The organism is Nocardiopsis akebiae (assembly GCF_018316795.1).
Lineage (GTDB): Bacteria > Actinomycetota > Actinomycetes > Streptosporangiales > Streptosporangiaceae > Nocardiopsis > Nocardiopsis dassonvillei.
Window position 1 is genome coordinate 5888259 of the sequence record NZ_CP074132.1, and the last position, 26154, is coordinate 5914412.

19 protein-coding genes are annotated in these 26154 nt (G+C 73.2%); 7 read left to right on the forward strand and 12 right to left on the reverse strand.

From position 1 onward, the window contains the following. Nucleotides 1-720: 720 nt before the first annotated feature. Together KGD83_RS25120 and KGD83_RS25125 are read left to right on the forward strand one after the other, a co-directional pair. Complete coding sequence (locus KGD83_RS25120; protein ID WP_212641458.1) at nt 721-2718, forward strand: protein kinase domain-containing protein; 1998 nt, start codon at nt 721-723, stop codon at nt 2716-2718. 101 nt (nt 2719-2819) lie between these two features. Then, nucleotides 2820-3323, forward strand: coding sequence for a DUF3995 domain-containing protein (locus KGD83_RS25125; protein ID WP_212641459.1), 504 nt, complete (start codon nt 2820-2822; stop codon nt 3321-3323). 95 nt (nt 3324-3418) lie between these two features. Here KGD83_RS25125 and KGD83_RS25130 read toward each other — a convergent pair whose 3' ends face one another. The 4 genes from KGD83_RS25130 to KGD83_RS25145 all read right to left on the reverse strand — a co-directional run bounded on the left by KGD83_RS25130 (nt 3419) and on the right by KGD83_RS25145 (nt 9752). Continuing rightward, nucleotides 3419-4711, reverse strand: coding sequence for a DUF6891 domain-containing protein (locus tag KGD83_RS25130; RefSeq protein WP_212641460.1), 1293 nt, complete (start codon nt 4709-4711; stop codon nt 3419-3421). Nucleotides 4712-4865: 154 nt separating this feature from the next. Further along, a complete protein-coding gene (locus KGD83_RS25135; protein WP_212641461.1) occupies nt 4866-5897 on the reverse strand; it encodes a hypothetical protein in 1032 nt (343 codons plus the stop codon). Nucleotides 5898-6167: 270 nt separating this feature from the next. After that, nucleotides 6168-8642, reverse strand: a complete 2475-nt coding sequence (locus KGD83_RS25140; protein WP_212641462.1) for an ATP-binding protein — start codon at nt 8640-8642, stop codon at nt 6168-6170. Between the two features lie 447 nt (nt 8643-9089). After that, nucleotides 9090-9752: an HNH endonuclease family protein gene (locus KGD83_RS25145; RefSeq protein WP_212641463.1), complete on the reverse strand. Its 663-nt coding sequence runs from the start codon at nt 9750-9752 to the stop codon at nt 9090-9092. 511 nt (nt 9753-10263) lie between these two features. Here KGD83_RS25145 and thpD point away from each other — a divergent pair. Beyond that, a complete protein-coding gene (gene thpD / locus KGD83_RS25150; RefSeq protein ID WP_212641464.1) occupies nt 10264-11172 on the forward strand; it encodes an ectoine hydroxylase in 909 nt (302 codons plus the stop codon). Between the two features lie 204 nt (nt 11173-11376). Here the strand turns inward: thpD and KGD83_RS25155 are convergent, their stop codons facing one another. From KGD83_RS25155 to KGD83_RS25165, 3 genes are all read right to left on the reverse strand, one after another. Further along, entirely contained in the window at nt 11377-15750 is a 4374-nt protein-coding gene (locus KGD83_RS25155) for a TcpE family conjugal transfer membrane protein (protein ID WP_212641465.1), read from the reverse strand. A gap of 18 nt (nt 15751-15768) precedes the next feature. After that, complete coding sequence (locus KGD83_RS25160; RefSeq protein WP_013151193.1) at nt 15769-16086, reverse strand: hypothetical protein; 318 nt, start codon at nt 16084-16086, stop codon at nt 15769-15771. A 72-nt stretch (nt 16087-16158) separates the two neighbouring features. Next, nucleotides 16159-17106 (reverse strand): conjugal transfer protein, encoded by a 948-nt coding sequence (locus KGD83_RS25165; protein WP_212641466.1) that lies wholly within the window; start codon nt 17104-17106, stop codon nt 16159-16161. A gap of 439 nt (nt 17107-17545) precedes the next feature. Between KGD83_RS25165 and KGD83_RS25170 the strand changes: the two genes are divergently transcribed. Continuing rightward, complete coding sequence (locus tag KGD83_RS25170) at nt 17546-18121, forward strand: 1-acyl-sn-glycerol-3-phosphate acyltransferase (protein WP_212641467.1); 576 nt, start codon at nt 17546-17548, stop codon at nt 18119-18121. Between the two features lie 264 nt (nt 18122-18385). Here the strand turns inward: KGD83_RS25170 and ychF are convergent, their stop codons facing one another. After that, nucleotides 18386-19471: a redox-regulated ATPase YchF gene (gene ychF, locus KGD83_RS25175; protein ID WP_212641468.1), complete on the reverse strand. Its 1086-nt coding sequence runs from the start codon at nt 19469-19471 to the stop codon at nt 18386-18388. A 472-nt stretch (nt 19472-19943) separates the two neighbouring features. Between ychF and KGD83_RS25180 the strand changes: the two genes are divergently transcribed. Then, a complete protein-coding gene (locus tag KGD83_RS25180; protein WP_212641469.1) occupies nt 19944-20924 on the forward strand; it encodes an FkbM family methyltransferase in 981 nt (326 codons plus the stop codon). Here KGD83_RS25180 and KGD83_RS25185 read toward each other — a convergent pair. Beyond that, nucleotides 20921-21619: an alpha/beta fold hydrolase gene (locus KGD83_RS25185; RefSeq protein ID WP_212641470.1), complete on the reverse strand. Its 699-nt coding sequence runs from the start codon at nt 21617-21619 to the stop codon at nt 20921-20923. The two genes, KGD83_RS25180 and KGD83_RS25185, sit on opposite strands and share 4 nt — an antisense overlap. 303 nt (nt 21620-21922) lie before the next feature. On the opposite strand from KGD83_RS25185, the gene rmuC reads away from it, so the two are divergent. Together rmuC and KGD83_RS25195 are read left to right on the forward strand one after the other, a co-directional pair. Beyond that, nucleotides 21923-23347 carry a DNA recombination protein RmuC gene (rmuC, locus tag KGD83_RS25190; protein WP_212641471.1) on the forward strand — a complete coding sequence of 475 codons (1425 nt, stop codon included), beginning with the start codon at nt 21923-21925 and terminating at the stop codon, nt 23345-23347. A 35-nt stretch (nt 23348-23382) separates the two neighbouring features. Continuing rightward, nucleotides 23383-23922 (forward strand): DUF6542 domain-containing protein, encoded by a 540-nt coding sequence (locus KGD83_RS25195; protein ID WP_212641472.1) that lies wholly within the window; start codon nt 23383-23385, stop codon nt 23920-23922. A gap of 37 nt (nt 23923-23959) precedes the next feature. Here the strand turns inward: KGD83_RS25195 and KGD83_RS25200 are convergent, their stop codons facing one another. From KGD83_RS25200 to KGD83_RS25210, 3 genes are all read right to left on the reverse strand, one after another. Next, complete coding sequence (locus KGD83_RS25200; RefSeq protein WP_013151185.1) at nt 23960-24226, reverse strand: exodeoxyribonuclease VII small subunit; 267 nt, start codon at nt 24224-24226, stop codon at nt 23960-23962. Nucleotides 24227-24229: 3 nt separating this feature from the next. Further along, nucleotides 24230-25462, reverse strand: a complete 1233-nt coding sequence (xseA, locus tag KGD83_RS25205; protein ID WP_212641473.1) for an exodeoxyribonuclease VII large subunit — start codon at nt 25460-25462, stop codon at nt 24230-24232. 118 nt (nt 25463-25580) lie between these two features. Further along, nucleotides 25581-26093 (reverse strand): DUF3060 domain-containing protein, encoded by a 513-nt coding sequence (locus tag KGD83_RS25210; protein ID WP_212641474.1) that lies wholly within the window; start codon nt 26091-26093, stop codon nt 25581-25583. Nucleotides 26094-26154: the final 61 nt, after the last annotated feature.

A 26154-nucleotide genomic window follows, 5' to 3' on the forward strand; every position in this document is an offset into this window, starting at 1 on the left:
ATCGCAAGGCCCCGCGTATCTCTACCCATCCTCTATGGTGCGTCATCAGCGGGCAGGGGAACGGGCGCAACGCGTCGGGTTTTCCCCTTCTCTCCCCCGATGCGGCCAGACCTTGGAGGACAAAGACCGCCTCTGTCAACGTTTACGCAGGTAGTGGGCGCGAACGGTCTTCCGAAACACCCGGAAACCACAAGGCCACAATTTCCTAGCCACCTCCGCACTATGAGGGGCGTCACATCCAGTTTCGCCACCAAAAGCGGACATCAGACCATGAAGCGGACTGGCACCGGATGCCAGAACCGCCTTCGGTGGAACCCCGAGTCCGCATTGCCGCAGGACCGAAACCTGACCTAGGTCCACAACGGCATCGCCCTGTTCCCTTCCGACTCACCAGCCCCTCCCCGCCTGGACTGCCCCCTCCCCCTACCGACCACCGTGTTGAACCCGCCCGGTCGGGAGCCGCCGCGGACGGGGCTACGCGGGCCCCGGGCGGCGGGTGTCGGGCGAGGGCCCGCCGCCCCCTCTCCACTCCGCACCCGCCGCGCAGGTGACCGCTACCGGCCACACTCGCACCGGGGCCTGGGGAACTGTCCGCAATCGGGGGAGAATGGTTCAGGAAACACGGACGAGTGTCACAAAGTGCTGCTGTAGGGCTTATCTCGGATAGATTGTCCTGCGCATCTTCACCCCTCTCCCGACCCCCCGAAGGGATGCGCGCCTATGTCCGCCTCCGGTCACTCCTCCGTCGGCCGCTACGAGCTGCGGGAGAGGCTCGGCGCTGGCGGGATGGGCACCGTGTGGCGCGCCTGGGACCCCTCCCTCCAGCGCGACGTGGCCATCAAGGAGGTCCTCATCCCCCAGGGCATGGAGCCCGAGGCCCGCGCCGAGGCGCACGCCCGCACGCTGCGCGAGGCCCAGGCCACCGCGCGGATCAGCGACACGGCGGTTGTGACGGTCCACGACGTCCTCGAACACGAGGACAGCCCGTGGATCGTGATGGAGCTGCTCAGCGGCAAGTCCCTCCAGTACCGGCTGGACCACCACGGTCCGATGCCGGTGGAGCGGGTCGAGGAGGCCGCCAGGTCGCTGCTCGGCGGTCTGAAGGCGGTACACGCGGGCGGGGTCACCCACCGCGACGTCAAGCCCGCCAACATCATGCTCACCGACGACGACCGGACCGTGCTGACCGACTTCGGGATCGCGAACGTCGACGGCGGCGCCGCCCTCACCCAGACCGGCGTGTACATCGGTTCGCCCGAGTACATGGCGCCGGAGCGGTTCGAGGGCAAGCGCGCGCTGCCCGCGTCGGACCTGTGGAGCCTGGGCGTCACCCTGTACGCGCTCCTGGAGGGGCGCTCGCCCTTCAAACGGGAGAGCATCACGGGGATCATCAGCGCGGTGCTGACCGCGCCGATGCCCCCGCGGCTGTCGTTGGACGACGTGGAGCACAGCCCCGAGAGCGCGCCGCTGCGGGCGCTGATCGCGGCGCTGTTGGCCAGGGAGGCGTCGGCGCGTCCCAGCCCCGACGAGGCGCTGGCCCTCCTGGAGCGGGAGAAGCGGGCGCAGGAGGACGACGGCGGCGTCGGCGTGCGGGCACAGGACTCCCCCGGCGCCGGAGGCCGACCCGCGCCCCTCACCGGCCCCCAGAGCGCGGACAGCGGGTCGTGGAAGGCTCCGGGGAGCGAGGCCCGGAGCGGGTCCGGCGGCGTTGTGCCCACCGGTCCTTCGGGGGGTTATCGACCGCCGTTCCCCGCCGCGGGTCCGGAAGCCGCCGGTCAGGGAGGCGCGGGCCAGGGCGCTCCCGGCTCCGGCCCCCACCCGCCGTGGCGTACGGCCCCGAGCGGCCCCAACAGCCCCGCGTTCGTGAACGGCCCGAACGGCCCCGGCGGACCTCAGGGCGGACCGGGCGCCCCGGCGTTCCCGAGCGGACCCCACAGCCCCCACAGCCCGGGCGGCCCCAACGGTCCCGGGTTCGCGGGCGGGCGCCACGACCCCGCGTTCCCCTACGGTCCCCGCGGTCCCGGCTTCCCGGGCGGACGGACCGGTCCGCACCCCGCCGACGGCACGTCCGCGCACGGCCCCGGCGCGGGTCCGGGGGCCTACCCGCGGGCGCCGCACGCGACCGGCCACCAGCCCGGGCCGCAGCTGGCCCCGCCCCCGGGAGCGACCGGCCAGTTCTCCCTCCCCTTCCCCTCCGTCGGCACGCCGACGGGGCGGGGCCCGCTGCCCGGCCAGCCGGTCGGCGGCCCGGGGCACCCGGGGATGTTCCCAGGGCACGGCGTCCCGGCCACCGGCGCCCAGATGCCGTGGGAGCGCCCCCGGAGGGGCATGCCCGCGACCGTGGTCACCGCGGCCGTGATGCTGGTCCTCAACGGGCTCTACCTGCTGGTCCTCGCGGTGCTGTTCACCGTGGAGTCCACCAGCGGGGCCGAGGTGAACGGGGCCTCCATGGCCCAGCTCTACGTCTGGGGTCTGCTGTCGACGGTAGCGGCGCCCGCCCTGATGACCCGGTCGCGGCTGGTCTACGGGGGCGTCGTGCTCCTGCAGATGGCGGCGGCGGTGGTCCTGCTGCTCAACATGTTCACGGTGGTGGTCTACGCCCCCGAACAGCTGCCGGTCTACGTGCTGGTGCTGCTGGTGAACCTGGCGGTCGCGGGCCTGCTGCTGATCCCGGCGGGGGCGCGGGCCTACTTCGGGTTCGGGGCGGGCTTCCGCTGACGTCGCCCCCGGCGCCTTCGCTCAGGACCCGGGGGCCGGGCGCGCCGGTTCTCACGGCGCCGTGGGCACCGGAGCGCGGAGGCGGTGGCATGCTGCTCGCTATGCACGAGAATCCACGGGACCGGGGGGACAGGGCGGCGTCGGGGCTGTGGGGTCGCGTCGCGTGCGCCTGGGCGGTCGCCTTCGCCGTGCTCCACCTCTACTGGGCGCTGGGCGGCAACTGGGGCCTGGGCGTCTCGGCGGGCCCCGTGGCCGCGGAACGCCCAGGGTGGTTCGTGGCGGTGGGCCTGTGGGGCGTGGGGCTGCTGTGCCTCGTCGGCGGCGCGCTGGGCTGGCTCCTCTCCAGACCGCGTCCCACCGGCCCGACGGGACGGGTGGTCAGGACCCTGGGCTGGTGCGTGTGCGCCGTGCTGCTGCTGCGCGCCGCCACCGTCGAGGTGATGCTGCTGGCCGATCCCGCGGGCCGGGAGATCGCCGTCAGCCCGGAACAGCGGATGTGGACGCTGCTGCTGTGGAACCCCTGGTTCCTGGTAGGCGGACTCGTCTTCGGTCTGGCCGCGCTGGGGTTCGCGCGAACGCGCGCAGCGGGCAACGGCGGCTCCTGAGGGCGCGCCGCGGAACACCGGTCAGCGCCGAGAACCCCCGCGGGATCCGGTCGCGAGCGTGGGGCCGACCGGTCCCTGCGCCGCCCCCGGACCGCTCACCAGTGGGTGACCTCCAGCTCTCCCAGTTCCCCCAGGGCGACGCGCCCCTCCTCCGCCAGGACACGCACCGTCTCCTCCGCCTCGGAGAGGGTGACGTGGCGGCCCCGCGACACCGCTTCGGAGGGCGAGGGGGTCTCCATCCACAGCCGGGGGCCGCTCTCCCACACCATCTGCACGACGGCGCCGCCGGGAGCGCTGAAGACCGCGAACGTGCCCTTGATCGGGGTGAGGCGGTGAACGACCAGGCGCGCGGCGGCCGTCTCCAGGGGTTCGGCGTAGTCCATGAAGCCGAGGCCCTCCTCGGCGGCGTCCGCGTAGTGGACCTCCAGCAGCCCGGTGTGGGCGGAGCGGGCCTCCTCCCGCGGCCAGACGGCGCCCACCACCCAGCGGCTGAGGGGTTCCTCCACGCGTTCGCGGGACAAAGCCGGTCCGTGCCGGACTCGCAGGAGGTCGAAGTCGCGTTCGAGGGCTATGGTGTGGCCCCGGTCGCTGCTCAGCGTGGCGACGAAGAAGCGCGGCAGCCAGGGCAGGACCATCCGCGACAGTTCGCGGACGCTCACGCGGCCCTGGTAGTGGGAGACCCAGTCGGGGACCTCGTAGGGCCCCGGGTTGTTGAAGGACACGTGGACCATGGGCTCGCCGTCCACGGCGGGCCCGGGGAAGGCGGCCCCGCGGCCGAAGCGGCGGCGGTTCCAGTCCATGCCGACGTGGAGCTTGCGGTCGGGGTCGCCGTCCCACTCGACCGTGAGCCCGTGGGCGCGCAGGGCCTCGGCGACCTCCTCGCCGACGGCCGCGCGGCGGATCGGGTGGCTGGCCCCGAAGCCGACGGTGAGCGATGACCCCGCGACCGCGTGCGCGGCGTCCTGGTCGTGGTAGAACGCGTACCCGCGCGCGGGGGTGTCGGACGGCCGGGAGTTGCGGGCGGCGAGTTCGCCCTCCAGGGCGGTCCTGGCGCAGCGCTCGCAGCAGGTGAACTCCTCGCGGGCGATGACGCCGGATTCGTCCAGGGCGCGGAAGGCCCGTGTGAGGCGCTCGCCGTCGGTGCGGGCGGGCCAGCGGCGCTGGCGCTGGACGTGCTCGGCCAGGGCCCGGTCCACGTGGTCGTGGAGCTGGGCGGAGGCCTCTCGGACCTCCCGCCCGCCGGGGTCGCCGTCCTCCAGCGTGTCGAGCAGGCTCCGGCGGGCGTCCCGGAGGAGCTCGACGAACCCGTCCCGGCCCGAGGCGACCCCGACCGCCACAGTCTCCTTGGCGGAGGTGAGGGGGTGAACGCTCTCCCTGACTTCACTCATTCGCCCAATGTGTCAGAAGCGGAAGGTCTTTGGGGACGATTGCCGAAGTCACCACTGTCCGCATCCGGACAACTACCGCGACGCTGGTCACAACCGGTGCCGCGGCGGCGGTGGTCCGCCGCCGCGCGTCCCCGGAGGCGGTGTCCGCGAAGGCTCATCCGTGGGCGACCAGGTCGTGTCCGGCCAGGCGGCTGACGCGCTCGTCGCGGACCTGCCGGGCGAGGGCGGCGGTGGCGGCCAGCTCGGCGACGTCCGCGGCCCGTGCGCCCAGGAAGCCCGCCGCGGCCAGGTGCTCGGTGTACTCCGCGGTCGAGTCCACCGCTTCCTGACACTGCTCCCACTCCCGGTGGGCCGCGACGGCCTGCTCGACCAGGCGTCCGTACTCGGTGATCTGGGCGACCCGGGCGCGCACGGCCTCCCCGACGGCGTGCAGGTGCTCGCGCTGGGGCTTGAGCGCCTCCCTGACGCGGGGCGAGACCGCCCGCTGCCAGCGGCGCTGGTGGGAGCGGCGCAGTTCGCGCTGCCGGGCCAGGAGCGAGGCGATGCGCCACTCCTGTTCGTGCAGGACGGTCAGCGCCCGGTCGGTGTCCAGGGACTCCCCGCCGAGTTCGGTCCGGGCCCCGCGCACCAGGTCGATCGTGCGCTGCACCTCCACCAGCAGGGCGTGGTCGCCCTCGCTGACGTCGTCGGGCAGCACCACCCGGTCCCGGTGCCGTTCCCGGCCGGTCCGGCGCACCCGCGAGGTGAGGGTGTCGGCGGTGACCACGGCGACGAGCACCCCGAACACCACCCAGGGGATGCCCGGGGAGGGGTCCTGGGGCACGACGTCCATCAGCCAGGCCGGTGCGGCCACCAGCGTTCCAGCTCCCGCCGCGGCGCCCGCGGCCCGTACGGCGGGGTGGGCGTCGCGCCGGAAGGCCAGGGCGGCGACGTAGGCGACGAGGCTGACGCTGGCGATCACCATGCCCAGGTACCAGCCCGCGGTGATCAGGGCAAGGGTCGTGGTGAACCCGACGCCGAGCAGGTGGACGCCGCTGTCGGACAGCCGCGGCGGGCGGGCCTCGGCGGGCCCGCCGCCTCTGGGCGGGGGTCCCGGGGGCTGCGTCCCCGGAAGGGCCTCCCGGCGCTGGCGAGCGGGCAGGGCGGGGTCGATGACGGGTCGCGGCCGGACGGCGTCCTCACGCATGGGCGGTCCCTCGTGAGCGGTGGGGGTCGAAATGCCGGGGCTGGGGGTCGGGCGCCCGGGGCGGAACCCGACAGGGTAGGAGATTCCCACCCGGGAGCGCCCCGAACCAGGCGCCGCGCACCCCCGTGACCGGAAGGGCCCACCGGCCCGCCCCCTCCCCGGTGATCCCGCGTCCAGAGGCGCTGTCCGCGTCCCACAGCGCCTCCAGCAGCAGGATCACCGGAAGGAGAGGGCTCCTGCGTCACACCCGCAACAGTTTGGGATGACCGCCTAGAGCTGCTCGTCGCGTCCGCCCGCGGGCACCAGGTCCCCATCCTCCTCGCTAGGGCGCTGGCGGGTGGGGTTGGTGTCCAGCCAGCGCAGCAGGTTCTCCGAGACAAGGTCCACGCCGATCCGTCCGACCCTGCCGTCCAGGTCCCGGAACAGGCACTCGCCGTTGCCCAGGTTGCGCAGCACGGCGAGGTGGTCCTCGTTGGTCTCCACGCCCAGCAGGGACATGACGCTCTCCACCTCGAAGCGCTCGCTGGAGCGGAAGGCGAACACCGAGGACAGGCAGTTGGTGACCTGCTCGTTGAGGAGGTCACCCGCGTTCTGCGAGACGAGGATGAGCGCGGTGTTGCGGGAGCGGCCCATGCGCGAGACCTCGGGGACGAGCTTGGCGCCCTCGGGCGTGGAGGTGACCGCCCATGCCTCGTCCAGGAAGATCGCCTTGGGCAGGTGCCGGTCCAGGCCGTTCATCAGGCGGCGTGCGAACTGGGAGACCAGGTAGAGCAGGGCGACGGACAGGCGCTGCTCGTAGGAGTAGTCGTCGCGGCCCACGCCGGAGTCGGGCAGGGTGAGCCCGCCCAGGGTGAACACGGTGGTCCAGCCCTCGGTGTCGATCCGCGCCTCGCCCTGGGGGTCGAAGCACAGGCTGGCCAGCCGCATCTCCGACATGGACTGCAGGACGGCGCCCAGGTTGCGCGAGGCCGCGCCGGGCGAGGAGACCAGGTGGTCCACGACCTTGGCCAGGGAGGGCTGGGGCTGGTTGGCGACGGCGGCCACGGCCTGGATCATGGCGGACTCGCGCTCCTCGCTCATGCGGGGCAGGAGCAGGCGCAGGGTCTCGGTGGCCATGGTCTTCTTGGCGGACAGGTCGTCGCCGAAGGCGAAGGGGTCGAGCAGGCCCGGCTGGGCCGACCCCAGGGACATCATGCGGGCCTTGCGGCCGCGTCTTTGCAGGAGTTCGACGAGGGACTCGGCGTCGCCCTTGGGGTCGATGGCGGCGACGGTGACCCCGCGCAGGGCGAGCTGGTAGATGAGCAGGAGGGCGAGGGTGGTCTTGCCGCCGCCGGGCTCGCCGGTGATGGCGATGGCGGTGGGGCGGTTGCGGGCCGCGGCGACCATGGGGTCGAAGTGGACGATGGAGCGGGCGCGGCCGAGGGTCTCACCGACGTAGGGGCCCACCCAGCCGCCGCCGGAGTGGTCGACGCGGTCGCCGACGTCCACGGTGGCGGTGGGCATGCCGCCCGCGATGGTGCGCAGCGGCTGGCGCTGGGCGTAGGCGTTGAGGCGGATGCGGTCGCCGGGCAGGGACTCGTTGAACAGCGAGAACTGGTCACCGGTGGAGTTGATGACGTCGATGCCGATGTCGCGGTAGTGCTCGACGACAGCCTCGACGTGCTGGCCGAGGAGGCGCTCGGTGGGCGCGGACACCATGAGGCGGTGCCAGCCGTAGACGAAGGGCAGCCGCTCCTTGGTGATGCCGTGCTCCAGCATGCGGGCGGCGTCGATCTGCTCGGCGAGCGCGATGGGCGCCTCCACCCCGGCCTCGCGGATGTGGGCGTCCATGTCGCGGGCGTGGGCGAGCTTGCGGCCGACGTCCTTGGAGGCCTTGGCGGGCGGGATGAGCTTCATCCGCAGGGACATCTCCACCGGGAAGGGGAGCGCGTCGGCGTGGTGCATCCAGGGCTCGCCGTCGGGGAAGGGCATCAGGTCCGGGAAACGGGAGAAGGACAGGAACGCGACGTGGGTGGAACCGGCGGGCTGCTCGAGGCGCAGCGCGGAGCGGCCGTTGTGCACGACGCCGTCGACCAGTGCCTCGATCTCGCCGCGGCCCCAGGTGCGCCGTCCGGCCGCCGAGGGGCGGATCTCCTCGGCGGTGCCGCTGACGGCGTGCCGGATGAGCCAGGCGATCTCGTCGGAGGTGGCGTGGCGGGCGTGCAGCGAGCTGGCGGCCAGGGCGCGGCCGAGCCGCTCGGCCTGGTCGGTCCAGCGGGCGATCTCGCGGTCGTCCACGGCGTCGTCGTTGATGCCCAGGACCTGTTCGGTGCGCTGGTAGGCGCCGAAGAGCTGGGAGAACAGGCCGAGCCCGGCGCCGACGTTGCGCTGGCCGAGGCGGACGCCGAGGTAGACCTCCTTGGTCCAGAAGTCCTTGGCCCACACGTGCCGGTAGGTCTCGTCGAGGTAGTCGTACCAGCCGGGGCCGGAGTCGGAGGTGGCGTCGAGCCGGGTGGCCCACTCCGCGGCCGGGTAGGTGCGGTGGGCGACGCGCAGGTGGACCTCGGCGTCGTTCATGCGGATGGCGGCGAGGGCGATGGTGACGTTGGTGGCCAGCGCCTGGCGCTCCTCGGGCGTGGTGAACTCGTAGGAGACCGTGGGCAGGCGGAAGTAGGCCCAGGCCTCGCTGTCGCTGAACAGCACGCGGTCGTCGAAGTAGCGGACCGCGAGGCGGGTCGCGCCACGGGTCCCCCTGGTGCCGGTCATCTCTTCGCCCTTCTGGTCGCGTCGCGTGGCGGGGTTCCGTCGTTCCTACCCGGACCCGCCGCCCTCGCCCCCTTCATAGTGGAGTATCGCCCCGGAACGGGAGAAGCGGACGGGGTTACGGCGCGCCAGAACCCCGGAGGGCGGCGTCGGGCCCGCTTCCCGGGGGAGACGGGCCCGACCTGCGGCGGTGGAGGGTGCGTGTCGGTCGGCGCGCGTCCCGCCCGGTGGCGGCCCGGGGAGTGTTCCGCGGAGGCCTTCGGATCGGCGAGCGGCCGTCCGGGCGATCTCTCGCAGGACGGTTCGCGCGGGTCAGCCTGATCGGCTTTTCAAGCGGAAACGCCGCGGCGGGAGACGGCCCGGTGCTCGCGGGAGTACTGGAGCCGAGGGCTCTCCGTTGAGGGTGGCGGAGGGCGACGGGCGGGACCGGGATGCTCCGAGGAGTACGACCTAGCAGGCGGTGTCGATGGTGTCCTGGATGGCGGACCTCTCCGCGGAGGTGACGGTGAGGTCGTAGCGGTGCTTCACGTTGGTCCAGGCCTTGACGTAGTCGCAGTGGATCGCGGTGTTGTCCGGCATCCACTGGGAGGGGTCCTTGTCGCCCTTGGCGCTGTTGCTGCTGACGGTGACCGCCCAGAGCTGGGGGGAGTCGACGTCGTTGGCGAAGTCGCGTCGCCGCTCGGTGGTCCAGTCGGCCGCGCCGGTCTTCCAGGCCTCGCTGAGCGGGACCATGTGGTCGACGCTGATCTGGGAGACGTCGCCGTCCCACCACACGTCGTCGAAGGTGCTGTACCAGCGGCCGGACGTCGGCTGGCAGTCGGAGTCGGTCACCACGTCGTGGCCGTCGCGGACGAGCACGTACTGGCGGGCGGTGCAGGGGCTGTCGACGACGCTCCAGTGCGGGAAGAGGCCGCGGTCGTAGCCGGTCTGGGGGCCCTTGGCCCGGACGGTGAGGGAGTCGAGCTGGCTCTGGGCGGTGGAGGTGCCGGGGATGCCCGGGGGAAGGACGTGGTCGGCGGCTGCCGGGGCCGACCAGCCCAGGACGACGGCGAGTACGGCGGCGCTGAGGGCCGAGAGCGCGCGGGGAAGCGCACGGGGGCGGGGGGAGGGCACGTTTTCTCCTCTGTGAGCGGGCGGGAAGAAAGCACGGACCACACCACTGTGCGACAACCGCCCCTCTCCCACCAGTACCCCACGGGAAATTCCACCGGAATCGGGGATGACGCCCCGCCCCTTGTCCCGGAGTTCTGCACCAGCCCCTGAACCTTATTCGTGTGATCTAGCACACAGCAAAAGTGTGTTCTTTCACAAGCGACCCCGGAGACGAAGGGTGCAGCCGGACGACCTGGGGATACTCACCTTCAGTTCATTTATATTCACCCAGAGTGACGCCGCGCAGGTGAACGACGGAACCCGTCCCCCAGATAAGGATAAGAGCGGGAAGGAAAACCGGCAGCCCTCACAGTTTCCCCCCATATAGTATAACTGTCATACCCGACAAAAAGGACACTAAACACCGCACATAAAGAAGCCGTAAGTAGGCTTGCCTGCCCTTTGTTAAGTTCGCATGTCGTAGGAGAAACCGTCGACATCGGAGAGGATGAGCCCCGCCAGGGGATCGACCATGACTCTGCAGATGGACCTTCCGACCAGCACCGCGGACGAATACCCCACACGCAAGAGCACCGAACCCGCCCTGCTGTACCGCAGGGACCCCGCCGTCTGGGGGACCGACGAGGGCCCCTTCTCCCACGACGAGCTGTGCGCCTACGGTGAGCGCGGCTACACCCAGATCGACTCCCTCATCACCCCGGACGAGGTCGGGGCCTACAGCGCCGAACTGGAGCGGCTGAGCTCCGATCCCGGGCTGCGCGGCGACGAACGCGTGGTCGTCGAGCCCTCCTCCGACGAGGTGCGCTCGGTGTTCGAGGTGCACAAGGTCAGCAAGGTCTTCGACGACCTGGTGAACGACCCCCGCCTGGTCGACCGCGCCCGCCAGATCCTGGGCTCGGACGTGTACGTGCACCAGAGCCGCGTCAACTACAAACCGGGCTTCGGCGGCGGCTCGTTCTACTGGCACTCCGACTTCGAGACCTGGCACGCCGAGGACGGCATGCCGCGGATGCGGGCGGTCAGCTTCTCGGTCGCCCTGACCGACAACTACGCGCACAACGGCGCTCTGATGATCATGCCGGGGTCGCACAGGACGTTCGTCTCCTGTGTGGGCGAGACCCCGGACGACCACTACCGCGACTCGCTCAAGAGCCAGCACGTGGGCACCCCGGACCAGAGTTCCCTGTCCTACCTCGCCGACCAGCACGGCATCGACGTGCTCACCGGCCCGGCCGGCGGGGTGACCGTGTTCGACTCCAACTGCATGCACGGCTCGGGCGGCAACATCACGCCCTACCCCCGGTCCAACGTCTTCATCGTCTTCAACAGCGTCGAGAACGCCTGCGACAGACCGTTCAGCGCCCCCGCCCCGCGCCCGGAGTTCCTCTCCGCGCGCGAGTTCGCCCCCGTGGGCCGCTGACGCGCCCGAGCGCGCCGCGCGGCCGCCGACCGCCGCGAGCGGAACGCGTACCCGCCCGGAAGGCATGATCCGGCGCCCCCGTGCGGGGCGGGCCCCGAGCCCGCCCCGCACGGGGGTTTTCCCGTGCCGGACGGCCCCGGATCCGGGGCCGTCCGGCTCCGGATCACGGGTCCGCGTCCGGGGCCGGACGGCTCGCCTTCCGCGCTACTGCTGGGTGAGGGAGTTGACCAGGACCCCGCCCAGGGCGCCGTGGGCGCGCTTGGTGGCGGGGCGCAGGGCGCCCACGTCGATCCTGGTGTAGGACGAACCGAGGTGGTCGTCCCAGGGGATGCGGACGATGGCGCGACACCGGCCGCGGGCCACCCGCTCGGCGGCGTCCACGTCCTGCAGGCTGCGCTTGCTGACCCCGTTGACCACGAGCACGGACCTGGCGCGCAGGGCGCCGTAGCCGTTGCCGTCCAGCCAGTCGAAGGTCATGGAGACCGCGCGCTCGGCGTCGGCGTTGGCCGGGGCGACCAGCACCAGCCCGTCGGCGACCGGCAGGGCCCGCGCCACGCCCGTGGCCGCCGGGTCCAGCAGGGTGACGCCGTAGAACCCGCCGAGCAGCGAGGCCAGCTGGCCGTAGTCGCGGTCGTCCAGGGTCTGCACGTAGGGGTCGTCCAGGGTCTGCACGACCTCCAGGCCGGTCGCGGTCCGGCTGGTGTAGCCGCTCATCCGGGAGTAGTCCTGGATCGCCTCGGCGTTGGCGAGCAGCCCGGTGAGGGTCTCGGGGGTCTGCGCGCCGACGCGGCGGGAGAGGCCGTTGGGGCCGGGGTTGACGTCGACAGCGACGACGAGGTCGTCGCGGTGCGCGGCCAGGGTGTGGCCGATCATCAGCGCGGTGACGGTCTGTCCGGCGCCGCCGGTGCAGCCCAGCACGACGAGACTGCGCGGGCCGTCCAGCGGGGTGCGCAGGCGCTCGATGTCGCTGGGCGGCAGGTCGGAGCGCACGGGGGCCGTACCGCCGGTGACGACTTTGGCCAGGCGCCGCCAGCCCCGGGTGCCTCCGGAGTCGCTGGTGGCGGGCTCCTCGGACCGCCTCCGGGGCTCGGGCTCCTCGGTCCGGTGGGCGGGGACGCCGTTGGGGGTGTCGCCCAGGCGCTCCTGCTCGCCGGTGCCGTGGTCGAGTTCCAGTGCGGTCCTGGGCTCGCGCTCGGAGGGCTCGGGCTCCTCTCCGGGCACGGGCTGGCCGAAGAGCTGGCCGAGCCTGCGCGCGTTCTGCGCCACCCGGTGGAAGACGCCGTCGTGCGGGTCCTCGGGCTCCCTGAGCTCCTCGGCGGGGTGCTCCCGACCGTCGGTCGGGGCGGGGCGGCCCACGACGGCCTCGTCCTCGGGCCGGACGGTGTCCTCGGCTTCCCTGCCGGTCGGCGGGGAGGTCCGCTCCTCCTCGGAGGAGGTCCGCTCCTGTGCGAGGGCGTCGGCCATGCTGGGGTTGGCCCTCGGGTGGCGGGCGGCGCCGGTGCGCTGCTCCCGTGCCCCGGAATCGGTGCGGGCGGTCCCGACGCTTGGGTGCTCGCTCCGGGGGTCGGCGGCCGAGTCGGGCTTCGCGGCGGTGTCCGCGTCCCCGACGGCGGCCCCGGTGGCGCGCATGCTCCAGCGGGCGCGGAAGGACGCGTCGCCCCGGTCGGCTCCGGCGGAACCGGAGGCCGCACGGGTCGGTGCGCCGTCGGGCTCCCGTGCCTCACCGGAGCCGCGGGCCTCCCCGCGCGCGTTCCGTCGGCGGCGGGCCAGGGCCTCGGCCTCGGCCCTCTCCAGGTCGGAGGCGGTGCGTCGGCGGACCTGGTCGGCGCCCGGGTCGACGCGGACGTTGCCGTCCCCGCGCCCGTGGTCGTCCCGGACCTCGACGAAGCTGACGAGTTCACCGGTTCCGTGGTCGAGCTGGGTGGGCGGCTTGGGCTCGTCGGCGGGGGCGCGCCCGGCCGGTTCGGCGTCCCGTACCGCCTCGCCGGTGGCGGTCCCGGCGGTCTCCCCGGCAGCGTCCGGGGCGGGGTTCTCCTCGCGCAGCTCGTTGGCGGGGATGAGGGGGTTGCCCCGGTCGCCGACCTTGGGCTGGTCGGGGTGGCGCTCCCTGCCGTCCTCGAACCACCGTGAGGGGTCCTTGGCGTCTCGCTCCTGGGTGGGGACGGCGTCGGCGAACTTCGGGCGCGGCGGCGCCGGGGTGTCGGCGGTGATGAGGTGGTTGTCGAGCACGGACATGTGCTCGTCCCACTCGGGACCGCGGTCCTGGGACTCCTCGCGCGGCTTCCCGGGCATGGCGTCCTGCTCGCCGGTGCCGTGGTCGAGTTCCAGGGCGGGCTTGTGGGGGGAGCGCTCGGGCGCGGGGGCCGCGGGCACACCGGTGTCCGGAGCGACCCGCGCGTCGGGGGTGCCCGGCGCGGTCGTGCCGTCCGGAGCAACCATGCCCCGGGCCTGCGCGTCCGGAGCGGACGCGTCCACGGCGGGACGGGCGTCCGGGCCGCCGGGAGCGGTCCGCGCGGCGGCGGGCTCGGTCCTGGTGGTGTCGCCGCTCCCCGTGGCGGGACGGTGCTCGACGAGGTCCTCGCGCTCAGCGGTACCCCCGTGTCCGGCGAGGCCGCGCAGCGCGACGGTCTCCTCGTCTCCCGGGACGGACCGGCTCTCGGTGTCCTCCGACCCGGTGGCGCCCCGGCGGGGGGCGACCGAGGGGCCCTCCTCGGCCGGTTCCGAGGCGGCCGCGCGCCCGGGGGCCTCGGTGTCCCGCGTACCCGTGCCGGGAGCGGCATCCACGGAGGTTCCGGGCCCGTCCTGCGCCGTGTCCCGTGCCGCACGCGTCACCGGACGAGCGGTGTCCGCCGTCGCGTCCGTGTCCGTGGTCTCGGGCGCACCGGCCCCACTCGCGGTGTCCCCGGTGTCATCGGCGTCCTCGGCGCCGACCGCGTCCTCCGGCCGGTCGGTGCGGGCGGGCGAGTCCACGTCCGCCGTCGCGCTGGCCTCCTCCCGCGGCTCCGCGGAGGAGGGCGGCAGCCAGGGCAGGGAACCGGACTCGGCCGGGGGGCGGCCGGTGGCCGCCGCGTAACGGGCGGCGTAGTCCGACAGGTCGCCGTAGCCGGGCGCGGGCTCGGCCTTCTTCTCCAGTTCCCACGGGGCGGCGTGGGGGCGCCCCGTGCGGCGGGGCCGGTCCGCCTCCTCACCGGCGCCGGGAAGCCCCTGCCCCCGGGCGCGGGAGGTCGGCAGCTCCCTCGGGCCGCGCTCGCGCACGCGCTCGTTGCGGCGCTGTTCCTCCAGGTCCTTGGCGACCCTGAGGCCCTGTGTACGGCCGCGCAGGCGGCGGGCGGCGGCGGTCTCCTCCTCGGAGCCGGATGCGCGCCGCTCCTCCACCCCGTCGGCCAGCTCTCCCCGGCTCATGGCCGCGGTGTCCCCGACGCTGTAGGCGCTCTTGGAGGTCAGGCCGACCGGGGTCTCGCCGGAGGAGGCGCGCAGGCGGGCGAACCACGCGTCGCTGTCGCGCTGCTCCTCGCCCTCGGTCCCGTAGATCCTCTCCCGCGCGAAGCCGTCTTCGGGGTCCTCCCCGGCGTCCGCCTCGGCCCCGCGGGGCTCCTCCTCCCTGGGCTCCCGCGGCCCGGACCCGAGGGCGAAGCCGAAGTAGTTGAGCACGCGGCGGCCGACTCCGCGCCGGGGCCCGTCGGGCTCCGCGCCGCCGCCTCCGGGCGCGGCGGACGCGTCGGTCTGCTCCTCGCGCGGTCGCGACGGGGCGCGCCGCTCCTCGGGGTCGGGGCGCGCGGCGACGGCCACGGGGGCGCGTTCGGAGGCGGCCGGGGCCCTTTCCGCCGCGGCCTCCCGCTCCGGGGCCGGAGCCTTCTCGGTCCGGACGGAAGCGGTCTGAGACCGGACGGGGGCGGCCTTCGCCCCGACCGGAACCCGCCTCCCGGTCTCCTCGTCGTCTCCGGACCGGATGCGCGGAGCCTCGGCGGGGACCCTTTCCCGTACCCGGTCCGGCCTCCCGGAGCCGCCCCGGGCGGGGGCCTCCTCCCCGGTCTCGGCGGCCGGAACACCGTCGGCGGGACCGCGCACGCCGAGCAGCGGCGGCGCGTCGGAGCGGGAGGGACGGACCGCGCCGTCAGCGGCCTCGGCGATCCCGTCCCCGGCCGTCTCCGGCTCGGGTTCGGCGCGGCGCCGCGACGCCGACGGGAGCGGACCGGCCGCGGGGTCGCGGTGCCACACCCGCACGGTCACGCGGACCTCGGCGGGCTCGTACTCGGGGGCCAAGCGGTTGTACACCCGCGCCTCGGCCAGGAAGCGCGCCTGGGAGATGAGCAGCTCGGTGAGGCGCTTGCCCTCGATCACCGGCCGGGTGGCCAGCACGGTGATCACACCGGGCGGGACCACCCACAGCACCAGGTGCCAGCCGTTGCCGAACACGAAGGGCGCGTTGACGAGGCTGAGAAGGACCACCCAGAGCGCGAACACGCCCAGGGCGACCCCGAAGGTGCCCACCGGTAGCGGCATGGGCAGCCGGAAATCGTAGAGCTTGTAGAGCCGCTTCTCGATACGCCAGATGTTGGTGTACGTGGGCAGGTCCACGTTCCCGGCCTCCCTCGCCTATTCGGTCGATACGCCCATCGCTCGGGCGAGCGCCACGGCGATGACCTCGATGATGCCGGGGACGTAGAACACGATCCCGATGAAGATCGCCAGGATGATGAACTGCGCGAACCTCGTGATCTCCCTCGTGAACAGGAAGAACACCGCCACGATGGAGACGATGACGAGGAAGAGGGGCCCGAAGAAGCCCCTCAGGAAGTCGGCGAGGCCACCGGTGTCGGGGGCGTTCTCGGTGGTCTGCGCCGCGAGGAAGAGCAGGTCGGCACCTCCGGCGGCGTGGAACACGTCCGGTGTGGAGGACAGCAGGGGGAGCATGTCAGGCGCCGCCCCCCGGTGTCGTTTCTGGTGTGCGCATGGTCCTTCTCTTCTCCTTGCCTACAGGCCCCGTCATCCGCCGAACGAGCGCGGGGCGCCCTGGATGTCACGCACGTGCCACTCGCTGCCCGAGTCCACGACGGTGACCAGGTAGTTCTGCGTGATCTGCCCGGTGTCGGTCCCGTCGGAGGCCGGGACGTTCCACCGGACGGTGGCCGCTACCTGTCGTACGTCATCATTCCCGGTCGAGGCCCGCGTTGGCACCGTGATATCGGACAGTTCACTAAATTCCAGGCTGTTCTCCGGAAGCGGGGCGATGGCGACACCCGGTTCCACATAGCGCTCCAGGTGCGCCGGCTCCCCCGCGTAGGCCTCGAAGAAGCCGGACAGCACCTCCCCGAGCTGCTCCTCGGCCTCCGGGTCGGTCTCGAAGACCGACCCCTCGGGCAGGCTGGCCCGGGTCGGCGCCGCCAGCAGCGCCGGATTGCCCGAGACCACGAGCGCCTCCCCGTCGGCGTAGACCGGCACGTCCAGGCGCATGGGCTGGCCGTTGACGTCGGCCCGCACGACGACGACGCCGTTGTGGTCGCCCTCCACGTGCACGGCGACCACCGTGAGGTTGTCGCCGGTGAGGCTGTCGGCGGGGACGTCCAGGGCGGCGGCCTCCCCGTCTGGGACGAACGCCGCCAGGTCGGACAGGCGCGCCTCGGGGTCGGCGGTGTCGAGGTAGGCCTCGGCGAACCGCATGCCGAAGGCCGCGGCGGCGGTCTCCGGGTAGGTGGTTTCGCTCTGCTGGGGCTCCTCGGGGGTGTCGGGAAGGGCGAACCCGCCGCGCAGCGGGAACCAGATGCCGTTGAAGACGACGACGATGATGAAGGCCCACAGGACGGCGCGGCCCACACCGACCCACCAGCGCCCTCCGGATCCGGCCCGGGGCCGTCGGGCGCGTGGGGCGTCGAGGCCCACACCGCCGTCGTCCGGCTCACCCCCGGCGGCCCCGCGCCGCGACGCCTTCGCCATCCCCGCCTCCTGCACACAGGTCCGTGCCGCCCGCTTCGGACGGCGTCTCCGCCATGCCCTTGTCTACCCCATCCCTATAGTGAGGCATTGTGCGGGTTGGGAGCGTCCTTGGTGACTCCGCGTTTCCCCGCCAACGGCACATTGCGCACATGGGCTTAACTTCCCAAAAGGGGCACAATACGGCAAGGGTTGCACTAACTCCTGCTGCGGCCACACACTTCGCCGCAATTATGGTCGGACCGGAAAGGGATTAGTTCCCTCGAAGGCAGCAAGATGTGTCCCCGCGGACCGGGAAACCGTTGACGGGATGTAACCGGGATCTCCTCCGCGCCCGGCGGAGTGGCCGCCGCCCCCGGCGGAGAGCCCCCGGCTCCGGGCCGATCCGGTCCCAAGCACGGATCCACCGTGTGCGCCCGGGGGCGTGCCTTAGATTGGCGGCATGCTCCGACACCTCGCAGCCCGGGGGTTCTGGTCCCTCAGCCGGTGGAAGCTGGCCACCGAGCCCAAGCCCGACCGCCCCACCGTGCTGATCGGTGCCCCACACACCTCCAACTGGGACTTCGTGCTCATGCTCGCCATCTCCTGGCGCCTGGGCCTGGAGCTGCACTGGCTGGGGAAGCAGAGCCTGTTCACGGGCTGGCGCGGCCCGATCATGCGCGCGCTCGGTGGCATACCCGTCGATCGCGCGAATCCCGGCCGGGTCGTCGACGACGCCGTCAGGCGCGTGCGGTCCGGCGAGACCTTCGGTCTGGTCATCACCCCCGACGGCACCCGCGGGGCGCACACGCATTGGAAGTCCGGCTTCTACCGCATCGCCCGCGAGACGGGGATGCCGGTGACGCTCGGTTTCGTCGACCGCACCACGAGGACCACCGGGCTCGGCCCGACCTTCGAGCTGACCGGCGACGTCGCGGAGGACATGGGCCGCATCCGCGCCTTCTACGCCGACAAAGCGGGGCACAGCCCGGAGCGGCGCGTCGAACCGCGCTTGCGCGAGGAGGGCGGCGCCGACTGACCCCCGTCCGGGCCGGCCGACCGGCCTCTCGCCACGCGACGGAAGCCGTCGACCCTCGTGGCCGAAGGGATGGGGGGTCTACGTGCTTCGCTCGCGGTGACCGACATTCCGACTCCTTCGATCAGTGGCACCGCATGCCGCACCACTCGTGTGCGGACGGGGCCGGAGGGATTCCGGACCCGGGGCACAAAGCAGGGGCCGCGGACACCGGCGCCGGAGGTTCGGCGCGGGTCCGCGGCCCCTGTTCACGGGCGTACGGCTCGGTCAGACGTTGAAGCGGAACTCCACGACGTCGCCGTCGGCCATCACGTACTCCTTGCCCTCCATGCGGACCTTGCCCGCCGCGCGGGCGGTCTGCATGTCGCCCGCGGCGACCAGGTCGTCGAAGGAGACCACCTCGGCCTTGATGAAACCGCGCTGGAAGTCGGTGTGGATGACCCCGGCGGCCTCGGGGGCGGTGGCGCCCTTGCGGATCGTCCAGGCCCGGGCCTCCTTGGGTCCGGCGGTCAGGTAGGTCTGCAGGCCCAGGGTGGCGAAGCCGACCCGGGCGAGCTGTGCCAGGCCCGACTCGGTCTGGCCCATGGACTCCAGCAGCTCCTGCGCCTCGTCCTCCTCCAGCTCGGCCAGCTCCGCCTCGATCTTGGCGTCCAGGAAGATCGCCTCGGCCGGGGCGACGAGCTCCTGGAGCTTGGTGCGCAGGGCCCCGTCGGCCAGCTCGTCGGTGTCGAGGTTGAACACGTAGATGAACGGCTTGACCGTGAGCAGGCTCAGCTCGCGCAGCCGGTCCAGGTCCACGCCCTGGGCCGCGGACAGCGAGGTGCCGCCGTCGAGGACCTCCTGCGCGTCGCGGGCGGCCTGGAGCAGTTCCTGGGCGTCCTTGTCCTTGGCGTTGCGCTTGGCGTCCTTCTCCAGGCGGGGAAGCGCCTTCTCCAGGGTCTGGAGGTCGGCCAGGATCAGCTCGGTGTTGATGGTCTCGATGTCGCGGGAGGGTTCGACGTCGCCGTCGACGTGCGTGACGTCGGGGTCGTCGAAGGCCCGGATCACCTGGCAGATGGCGTCGCTCTCGCGGATGTTGGCCAGGAACTTGTTGCCCAGGCCCTCACCGGTGGAGGCGCCGCGCACGATGCCCGCGATGTCGACGAAGTCCACCGTCGCCGGGATGACCTTCGCCGAGTCGAAGATCTCGGCCAGTTTGCCGAGACGGGCGTCGGGAACGCCCACGACTCCGACGTTGGGCTCGATGGTCGCGAACGGGTAGTTCGCGGCCAGGGCGTCGTTCTTGGTCAGCGCGTTGAAGAGGGTGGACTTGCCGACGTTGGGCAGGCCGACGATCCCGATAGACAGACTCACAAGGTCAGAGTCTATGCGGACCCGCGGGTGCGCGGTCCCGCCGCGTCCGGGCCCCGGCTCCCCTCCCGCGGCCCGGGACCTTCCCGCCGCCGGACCGCGCCGGTCGACGGGGCGGGCCCGGCTCCGGACGGCGGGGAGGAAGGCGGGACGCGGTGCCGCGCGCGGCACCGGACCGGGAAAACGGGGCCAATCGCCGAAACGCAGTGCACGGGAGACGCTACTCACAGTAGGTTCGACGGACGCTGCCGGGAACCGGGGCGGCGGCCGTCCGGTGCGCGGGCCATCCGTCGCACGCACGGCTTAAGCCTCCCGGACCTGGACCGACACACCGCCGCTCACGCGGCAGGCTCGCGGTGCGGCGGCCGGTGGGAGGGACCGGCCCCGGACCGCGTCGGACGAAGGCGCCCGGGCACACGGCCGACGCCGTGCACCGGCGCCCCCGTCGCAGCACCTTTCCTGGGGGGAGACAACCGTGGTCACCGACCAATTGAGGGCGCTCGTGCGCCGCTACCCGCTCGTGCGCTTCGCGACCCGCAAGATCCGCGTCCGGCTGCCCAGACGGCTGGGCGGACTGGACCCGGACCGGGTGCCGCCGTGGACCCGCGAGGTGGCTTTCTCCCTGCCCCGCCTGGACTCGGACACGCGCCGCATCGGCCCGGACGGCCTCACCCTGCGGCTGCCCGGCGACCTCACCGTTCCGCGCCGGCTTGCCGCCTTCGGGCTGGCCCGGCACGAGCCCGACAGCCTGGCCTGCTTCATGGCGATGCTCGACCACACCCGCCCCGGAGCGGTGGTCGACGTGGGCTCCGGGGTGGGGGTGTACTCGCTGCTGGCCGCCGCGCGCACGCGCCGCCCGGTTTTCGCGTTCGAGCCCACCCCGGAGATCGCCGCGGCGGCCCGAGTGGTCTCCTCGTCGGCGGACCTGGGCTTCACCGTGGTGGAACTGGCGCTGAGCAACCACACCGGCACCGCGCACCTGCGGCGGGCCCGGCACAACGACATGTGCAACACGCTCGTGCGCTCGGCGCGCGCCGACCTGTCGCACATCACCGTGGAGGTGACCACCCTGGCGCGGTGGAACGAGGACGCGTCGGCCTTCCCGACCGTGGTCAAGATCGACACGGTCGGCACGGAGCCGGACGTGGTCGCCGGAGGGCTGGAGGTGCTGCGCCGGTACCGGCCGTGGATGCTGGTCAAGGTGCGGCCGGACCGGGGCGTGGAGGAGCGGCTCATGGCTCTGCTCGACCCGCTGGAGTACACCTGGTACCCGGTGAGCGGGCCGCCGCCCTACGAGCCGCGCCCGGAGATCTCGGGCCGGGCCTCCCCCGCGTGGGAGCGGATGTGGCTGTTCACGCCGGAGCCGGTGCCGGAGGAGTTCTGGCCCTCGGTGCGCGGCTGGCGCAGGGCGCTGGAGTCCTGCCGTCCCGGCTCCCGCGGGAACCCCGACCCCTAGAGCCAGCCCTCCAGCGCGGCGAGGAACCCGGGCAGGTCGTCGCGGTGGACGCAGTGCCCGGCGCCCTCCACGACCCGGACGGTGAAGCCGCGCCCGGCCAGCTCCTCCTCGGTCTGGGGCGTGACGGTGACGCTGTCGCCCGCGCGCAGGACGAGGGAGGGCACGACCGGTTCGCCGGGGAGGAAGTCGCGCCCGGCGATCTCCTCCGCCACGAAGTCGAAGAACTCCGGGTCGAAGGCGGCGAAGCCCCTGACCTCCCTGTCGACGTCGTCGTCGGTCCACCTGGGATTGCTCTGGCGCACGCGTGCGGCGTCGGCGGTGACGAAGACGCGGCGCACGCGCTCGCCGGCGTCGGCGTGCATGGGGGGCAGGCGGAAGGCCGGGTCCACGTACACCGCGCGGGCCGGGCGCAACCTCTCCACCGCCAGGGAGAGCGCCACCGCGCCCATGGAGTGGCCGATGGCGAGGTCCGCTCCGGTGGGCAGGGAGTCCGCGAGGTCGTCGCCGAGCGCCGCCACGGAGTAGGAGCCGCGCGGGCTGTCGCCGTGGCCGCGCATGTCGACGCTGACCACGCGGCGGCCCCGCTCGACCAGCGCCTCCTCGACGGCGTGCCAGGTCTCGTGGGTGGCCATGGATCCGTGGACGAGGAGCACGGTGAGGTCTCCGGTGCCGCGGGTGTAGGTCTCCAGTCTCATGGGAGCGGGCCTCCTGGGGAAGTGGGGGACTGCCAGGTACGGGGACCGGTGAGAGGTGGTGCGGCCCCGGACGGAGACCTCAGGTTCTCGAAGACTTTTGCGCAAGGGAAGCAGATGTCCGGAAGCGGCCTCGGGCGCGGCCCCGCGCCCCCGTGGAACCGCGCACTGATCGGGTCCGCGTTCCAGCACCGGGTCCCGACGGGCTCCGGGGTCGGCGGACATGCCGGACTTGGCGGTTCTGCTCACCGATGTCCTGCGTGGCGGGGAGCCGCGCGACGGCGCGGCCTGACACCATAGACGGCCATGAACGGCCTCGCACTCGTACTCATGCTCCTGATCGGTCTGGCGGTCGGCACCGCCGTGGGCTGGGTCCTGGCCCGCGGCCGGGAGGCCGAGACGCGGGCCGACGCCCGCGCGGCCCAGGAGCGGGCGGCCTACGTGGAGGAACAGCTGGCCGACCGGTTCCGCGCCCTGTCCGCGCAGGCCCTGGACCAGACCAACCAGCGCTTCATGGAACTGGCGGAGGGGCGGCTGCGCGCGGTCAGCGCCGAGGCGGGGGGCGACCTGGACGAGCGGCGCCGCGCGGTGGAGCGCATGGTCGAGCCGCTCACGCGGACCCTGGACCGGGTGGAGCGGCAGCTGAGGGAGGCCGACGCGGGGCGCGCCGCGGCCCACGCGGAGCTGGCCAAGCAGGTCGAGTACGTGCGCGAGGGCTCGGAACGGCTGCGCGACCAGACGCAGTCGCTGGTGACTGCGCTGCGGCGGCCCGAGGCGCGCGGCCGGTGGGGCGAGCTCCAGCTGCGCAGGGTGGCGGAACTGGCCGGGATGGGCTCGCACTGCGACTTCGAGGAGCAGGCCGCCACGCGCGACGGGTCGCGGCGCCCGGACATGGTGGTGCGCCTGGCCGGCGGCAAGAACATCGTGGTGGACTCCAAGGTCCCGCTGGCGGCCTACCTGGACGCCGTGGAGGCGGGCGAGGAGGAGGCCGCGCGGCACCTGCGCGTGCACGCCAGGCACCTGCGCACGCACGTGGACCAGCTGTCGGCGAAGGCGTACTGGTCGGCGTTCACCCCGGCACCGGAGTTCGTGGTGCTGTTCATCCCCGGTGAGGCGTTCCTGGCCCCGGCCCTGGAGTACGACCCGGAGCTGCTGGAGTACGCGATGGGGCGGCGGGTGCACATCGCGACGCCGACGACGCTGATATCTCTGCTGCGGACGGCGCAGTACGCCTGGCAGCAGGAGGCGCTGAGCGAGAACGCGCGGGCGGTGTTCGACTTGGGCAAGCAGCTGCACGAGCGGCTGGGAACGCTCGGCGGGCACGTGGAGGGGCTGGGCCGGGCCCTGACCCGCACGGTGAGCGCCTACAACCAGACCGTGGGGTCTCTGGAGAGCCGGGTGCTGGTGACGGCCCGCCGGTTCGGCGAGATGGGGCTGGTGGACGGTGAACTGGACCGCCCCGTGGGCGTGGAGGAGCGTCCGCGCGCGGTGGTGGCGCCCGAGCTGTCGGAGCCGGGCGGCGCCGGACCGGCCCCGGCGGAGCGGAGTGGTCAGGGACCGGGCGGGCAGGGGAACGGAACGGACACCGGTCGCCGAACCCCGGAACCGCAGTGGGCCGAGTCGGTGTCCAACGGAGAGGAAGACGTGTTCGTCGCGGATGGGACAAGTAGCCGGAAGGACGACACGATCCGTGGAAAAGACACCGAACATTCACGAGAAGTGACACACTGAACACCGTGAGCAACACACTGGGGAGGCGGACGGCTATGCCCCCGCGGAAGGCGGACGGCCCCGAACGCGGGCGCGCACCGTACTTCGTGCGGCCCGACGGCCGCGTCAGGGACGTGCCGCACGCCAGGAAGAGGGAGCGTCCGGTGCCGAGGCCGAAGGAGAACTCCCCAGGGACCCCGCCCCGCCTGACCGGACGCGGCGGCGTGCTGGCCATCGTCGCGTTCAGCTTCGCCGGGGCCATGATCGCGCACTGGGCGGGCACCCCCGCGGCCCCGGGCGTGGCCTTCACCCTCGCCTGCGTGCTCGGCGCCCTCCTGGTCCGGCCCAGCGACCTGCTGTCGCTGTCGGTCAGCCCGCCCATCGCGTTCTTCGTCGCCGTGGTCGCGGCGGAGAGCGTGCTGGCCCTGGGCAGCGAGGGGTTCGCCCGGGTGCTGCTCCTGGGATTGGCGTCACGGCTGGCCGAGGTCGCCCCCTGGCTGTTCCTGGGCACGGCGCTAGTCCTGGTGATCGGGGTTTTCCGGGGCCTGCCCGGCAACATCCGCGACCTGGGCGACCAGCTCAACGGGCGCAGGTAGCCGCGGGACGCGGGCCGAACGGGCGCGGCCCCGGGCCTCAGAAGGGCGTGTCGCCGTCCCCCGGCTCGTCACCCCGGCGCTCGTCCATGGCGGCGGCCAGCTTGGCGCGGGCCCCCTCCAGCCACTGCTCGCACACCCGGGCCAGTTCCTCGCCGCGCTCCCACAGTGCCAGCGAGTCCTTCAGGCTGAGTCCGCCCGACTCCAGCTGCCGGACGACGTTGTTGAGCTCCTCCCGGCTCTCCTCGTAGCTGAGCTCGGGCTCGGCGGTGCCCTCTTCGCGGGTCTTGGCGCCCTTGGCTGCCATCTCCTACCCCTCCTCGGAGGTGTCTTCGGTGTGGACTGACTCCACGGTCGCGGTCAGGCTGTCCTCGGCGAACCGTACGCGCAGGGCCTCCCCCGCGTCCGGTTCCCGGGCCGAGCGCACCACCGACCCGTCCTCGCGCTGCACGATCGCGTAACCGCGCGCGAGCGTGGTCGCCGGGGACAGGGCGTGCAGGCGCGCCCGGGTGTGGCCGAGGCCGTCGGCGGACCGGTCCAGCGACACGGTCAGGCTCCTGCGGGCCCGGTCGCGCAGGTCCGCGACCTGCTCGGCGAGGCGGTCGACCTCGCGCACCGGGCTGGCGAGCACCGGACGCGAGCGCATGCCCTCCAGCCAGGCGAGTTCGCGCTCCACACCGCCCCGGAGCACCCGGCGGCCCCGGTCGCGGAGCTGGCGGACGATCTCCAGCTGCTCGCCGACGTCGGGCACCGTCCTCTTGGCCGCGTCGGTGGGGGTGGAGGCTCGCACGTCGGCGACGTGGTCGAGGAGCGGGGCGTCCTGTTCGTGGCCGATCGCGCTCACCACGGGGGTACCCGCGGAGGCGACGGCGCGCACGAGGGCCTCGTCGGAGAAGGGCAGCAGGTCCTCCAGGGAACCGCCGCCCCGGGCGATGACGATGACGTCGACGTCGGGGTGCGAGTCCAGGTCCTTGAGCGCCTCCATCACCTCGCGCACGGCCCTGTCCCCCTGAACGGCGACCGGGCGCACCTCGAAGCGCACGGCGGGCCAGCGGCGGCGCCCGTTCTCCAGCACGTCGCGCTCGGCGGCGGAGTCGCGTCCGCAGATGAGCCCGACCGTGTTGGGCAGGAAGGGCAGGGGGCGCTTGCGCGCGGCGTCGAAGAGCCCCTCGGCGGTCAGGGTGCGGCGCAGCTGTTCGAGCCGGGCCAGAAGCTCACCCAGACCGACGTGGCGGATCTCCAGGGCGCGCAGCGAGAAGGTGCCGCGGACCTCGTAGAAGTCGGGCTTGGCGTGCACGACCACGCGCGCACCGGGTTCGGGGGGCGGGCTCTGCGCGTCCAGGACCGAGGTCTGGCAGACCACGCGCACCGACACGTTGGCGACGGGGTCGCGCAGCGTGATGTAGGCCATGCGGCCGCGCCGGTTCAGCTCGGCGATCTGGCCCTCGACCCAGATGCGGCCCAGGCGGCCGATCCACTGGCCGACGGCGTTGAGGACGACGCGTACCGGTTGCGGCGCCTCGGCGGAACTGTCCATGCCCATGCCAACCGAGCCTAGGCCAGGGCGCGGACAGTTCGGGGCAGGCCCGCCAGGCGCGGGGGCCGGGCGGCCGGGCCCGGCACGGCGGGAGCGGGTGGGCGCCGGACGCGCGGGGAGGCGGTCAGGCGGTCGCGTCTCCGCCGGCGGAGACGGTGTTGTTGAGGCCGATGTCGGTGACGGAGGGCTCGCCCTCGGCGTGGTGGACGGTGTTGTCGGCGCCGGTCACGCGGATGGAGTCGGCGCTGCCGATGTGCACCGTCAGCTCGTTGCCCAGGATGGAGACCTCGCCGCACTGGCCGTTGAGGACGACCTCGGCCCCGCTGGCGGTCACGTTGACGTCCTGGCCGTCGCACTCCTCGGTGACGCTGCCCTCGACCGTGGCGATGGTGAGGTCGCCGGTCTCGCTGTCCACGGAGATGCCGCCGCCCTCGTCGAGGGTGACGTCGCCGTCCTGGTTGCCGACCGAGACGTCGCCGTTGGAGTCCACGGAGACCTCTCCGTCCTCACTGCCGACGGACACGCCGTCGGGGTCCACGGAGACCTCCTGGTCGGTCCCGGGGATACCGACCGAACATCCGGTCAGCCAGAACGCGGTGGCCGCGAGGAGCGCGGCGGCGGGGGCAGCGGAACGCATGTTGGTGTCCCTTCGGACGGGAGGCGCCGGTGTGGTCGCTTCCTATGACGTCCCGTACCGC

Excerpts from the sequence above, each read along its gene's own strand:
- KGD83_RS25120 (WP_212641458.1), top strand. The coding sequence starts at position 721 with ATGTCCGCCTCCGGTCACTCCTCCGTCGGCCGCTACGAGCTGCGGGAG.
- KGD83_RS25125 (WP_212641459.1), top strand. The coding sequence starts at position 2,820 with ATGCACGAGAATCCACGGGACCGGGGGGACAGGGCGGCGTCGGGGCTG.
- KGD83_RS25130 (WP_212641460.1), bottom strand. The coding sequence starts at position 4,711 with ATGAGTGAAGTCAGGGAGAGCGTTCACCCCCTCACCTCCGCCAAGGAG.
- KGD83_RS25135 (WP_212641461.1), bottom strand. The coding sequence starts at position 5,897 with ATGCGTGAGGACGCCGTCCGGCCGCGACCCGTCATCGACCCCGCCCTG.
- KGD83_RS25140 (WP_212641462.1), bottom strand. The coding sequence starts at position 8,642 with ATGACCGGCACCAGGGGGACCCGTGGCGCGACCCGCCTCGCGGTCCGC.
- thpD (WP_212641464.1), top strand. The coding sequence starts at position 10,264 with ATGACTCTGCAGATGGACCTTCCGACCAGCACCGCGGACGAATACCCC.
- KGD83_RS25160 (WP_013151193.1), bottom strand. The coding sequence starts at position 16,086 with ATGCTCCCCCTGCTGTCCTCCACACCGGACGTGTTCCACGCCGCCGGA.
- KGD83_RS25165 (WP_212641466.1), bottom strand. The coding sequence starts at position 17,106 with ATGGCGAAGGCGTCGCGGCGCGGGGCCGCCGGGGGTGAGCCGGACGAC.
- KGD83_RS25170 (WP_212641467.1), top strand. The coding sequence starts at position 17,546 with ATGCTCCGACACCTCGCAGCCCGGGGGTTCTGGTCCCTCAGCCGGTGG.
- KGD83_RS25185 (WP_212641470.1), bottom strand. The coding sequence starts at position 21,619 with ATGAGACTGGAGACCTACACCCGCGGCACCGGAGACCTCACCGTGCTC.
- rmuC (WP_212641471.1), top strand. The coding sequence starts at position 21,923 with ATGAACGGCCTCGCACTCGTACTCATGCTCCTGATCGGTCTGGCGGTC.
- KGD83_RS25195 (WP_212641472.1), top strand. The coding sequence starts at position 23,383 with ATGCCCCCGCGGAAGGCGGACGGCCCCGAACGCGGGCGCGCACCGTAC.
- KGD83_RS25200 (WP_013151185.1), bottom strand. The coding sequence starts at position 24,226 with ATGGCAGCCAAGGGCGCCAAGACCCGCGAAGAGGGCACCGCCGAGCCC.
- xseA (WP_212641473.1), bottom strand. The coding sequence starts at position 25,462 with ATGGGCATGGACAGTTCCGCCGAGGCGCCGCAACCGGTACGCGTCGTC.
- KGD83_RS25210 (WP_212641474.1), bottom strand. The coding sequence starts at position 26,093 with ATGCGTTCCGCTGCCCCCGCCGCCGCGCTCCTCGCGGCCACCGCGTTC.